This window comes from Actinomadura logoneensis, from assembly GCF_003428695.1.
Classification (GTDB): Bacteria; Actinomycetota; Actinomycetes; order Streptosporangiales; family Streptosporangiaceae; genus Spirillospora; species Spirillospora logoneensis.
Genome location: NZ_QURH01000453.1, coordinates 1 through 1,027, shown reverse-complemented (window position 1 = coordinate 1,027; position 1,027 = coordinate 1). Strand labels below are relative to the sequence as shown.

1 protein-coding gene is annotated in these 1,027 nt (G+C 77.1%); it reads left to right on the top strand.

Annotated elements, in window-relative coordinates; translation table 11 throughout:
- Window positions 1–40 precede the first annotated feature (40 nt).
- Window positions 41–1,027 (top strand): ribonuclease D (locus DZF91_RS23265; protein WP_147341302.1); only part of this gene is annotated, 987 nt, incomplete at its 3' end.

The window sequence follows — 1,027 nt, the reverse complement described above, 5'->3', positions numbered from 1 at the left end:
GTCCGAGGCCGGTGAGGCCGGGGCCGGTGCGGCGGGCTCCGTGGAGGACGCCGACCCGGGGGCGGGCGGGGCGCCGGTGGCGCAGCCGCTGCTGGAGCCGCGCGAGGGCGTGCCGCCGGTGGTGACGAGCGAGGCCGAGCTCGCGCGGGTGATCGAGGCGTTCGCGAACGGCAGCGGCCCGGTCGCGGTGGACGCCGAGCGCGCGTCCGGCTACCGGTACGGGCAGCGGGCGTACCTGATCCAGCTCCGCCGCGCGGGCGCCGGGACGGCCCTGATCGACCCGATCGAGTGCCCCGACCTGACCGGCCTGAACGCGGCGCTGTCCGGCGCCGAGTGGGTGCTGCACGCCGCCAACCAGGACCTTCCCTGCCTCGGCGAGGTCGGACTCGTGCCGACCGAGCTGTTCGACACCGAGCTGGCCGGGCGCCTCCTCGGCTACCCGCGGGTCGGGCTCGGCTCGATCGTCGAGACCGTCCTCGGCTACGCGCTGGAGAAGGGCCACTCGGCGGCCGACTGGTCGACGCGTCCGCTGCCCGAGGACTGGCTGAAGTACGCGGCGCTGGACGTCGAGCTGCTGGTGGAGCTGCGCGACGCCCTCAAGGCCGAACTGGAGGCCACCGGCAAGCTGCCGTGGGCCCTGGAGGAGTTCGCCGCGATCCTGGCGACGCCGCCGAAGACGCCGCGCGCCGACCCGTGGCGCCGGACGTCCGGCATCCACCGGGTGCGGAACCGGCGCGCGCTGGCGGTCGTCCGCGAGCTCTGGGAGACCCGCGACCGCATCGCGCAGGAGCGCGACCTGTCCCCCGGCCGCGTCCTGCAGGACGCCGCGATCGTCGAGCTCGCGACGAAGACGCCGAAGACCCCCGCCGAACTGCTCGCGCTGCCCACGATGAAGGGCCGGGGCGCGCGCCGCCACCAGTCCGCGTGGCTGCGCGCGGTGTCCCGGGCGCGGGCCCTGCCCGAGCGCGCCCTGCCCGAGGCGAACATCCCCGGGGACGGGCCGCCGCCCGCGCACCGCTGGGCCGAG